Below are 1,450 nucleotides of genomic sequence, written 5' to 3' on the forward strand. Positions count from 1 at the left end.
GGATGTAGTAGAGCGCGACCCCGAACGGCGGGTGCATGAAGCTGGTCTGCATCACCACACAAATCAGCACGCCGAACCACACCATGTCGATGCCGAGCGATTTCGCAGCAGGCGCGAGCAGCGGCACGAGAATGAACGCGATCTCGAAGAAGTCGAGGAAGAACGCGAGAAAGAAGATGAAGACGGCGACAAACAACAGAAAACCGGTCTGACCACCCGGCAGGCTGGTGAGCAAGTGTTCCACCCAGAGGCCGCCGTCCATGCCTTGAAAAACCAGTGTGAAGATGGTGGACCCCATCAGGATGAACAACACCATCGTGGTGACACGCATGGTCATCTGGCAGGCGCCCCACACCGCCGCCAAGGTGAGACGTCCATTCATCGCGGCCAGGATCATGGCGCCTACCGCCCCCATGGCGCCCGACTCGGTGGGCGTGGCCCATCCGGCCAGGATCGTGCCCAGCACCAGAAACATCAGACCCGCTGCTGGAACCATGCCCAGCAGCACCTGGCGGATCAGCTTCCACTTCGGGCCGCTGCGCACTTCGGCCGGTAGCGGCGGCATGAGCTTGGGCTTGAAGATCGCGACCCCCAGGATGAACAGGAGGAAGACGCCGATCTGCAGCATCGAGGGGCCGATGGCGCCCAGGTACATGCTGCCCACGGAGCGGCCGAGCTGGTCCGCCAAGACGATCAACACCAGCGACGGCGGGATCAGTTGGGTGATGGTGCCCGAGGCCGCGATGACCCCGGTGGCCAGCCGCATGTTGTAGCCGTAGCGGATCATGACCGGTAGCGAGATCACGCCCATGGCGACCACCGACGCGGCCACCGTTCCGGTGATGGCGCCCAGCACCGCACCCACCAGCACCACCGCAAAAGCGACACCGCCCGGCATGCCGCCGAACAGCTTGCCCACGCCTTCAAGCAAGTCTTCCGCGAGCCGGCACCGGTCCAGTATCGCGCCCATGAGTGTGAAAAACGGGATCGACAGCAGCAGGTCGTTGGTGACGATGGCGTGGAACCGCAGTGGCAGGGCGTGCAGGAAGGAGGCATCGAAATGGCCGCTCAAGATTCCGATGCCCCCGAACAGCAAGCCCATGGCCGCCAGCGAGAAGGCAACCGGAAAACCGATCAGCAAGAAAGCGATCATCGCCGCGAACATCAGCGGCGGCATGAATCCGAAGTCAAACATGGGCGTGTGGGGGGGAGTGCGGCAATAACGGCCTGGTCGGGTGCGTCACTGCTTGGGTTTTTCGTATTGCGAATCGAGTTGCAAGCGGCCTTGCAAGGCCGCGATCCGTTTCACCAGTTCTGAGAGGCCTTGCAATGTGAGCAAGGCGAAGCCGAGCGGTATGGTGGCCTTGGCTGGCCAGATCGGCAAACCGCCCGCGTTGGCCGAGATTTCTTCGCTCAGGTAGGAGTTCAGAAAAAGATCCCAGGACATCCA

The 1,450-nt window shown here is 62.3% G+C and carries 2 protein-coding genes; both read right to left on the reverse strand.

The annotated features are described in order from the left end of the window. Positions 1-1,195 (reverse strand): TRAP transporter large permease subunit (locus ABYB95_RS23430; RefSeq protein ID WP_372662759.1); only part of this gene is annotated, 1,195 nt, incomplete at its 3' end. A gap of 45 nt (positions 1,196-1,240) precedes the next feature. Beyond that, positions 1,241-1,450: TRAP transporter small permease subunit (locus ABYB95_RS23435; RefSeq protein ID WP_372662762.1), on the reverse strand; the 210-nt coding region annotated here is incomplete at its 5' end.

This window comes from Hydrogenophaga sp. (genome assembly GCF_041633695.1).
Lineage (GTDB): Bacteria > Pseudomonadota > Gammaproteobacteria > Burkholderiales > Burkholderiaceae_C > Hydrogenophaga.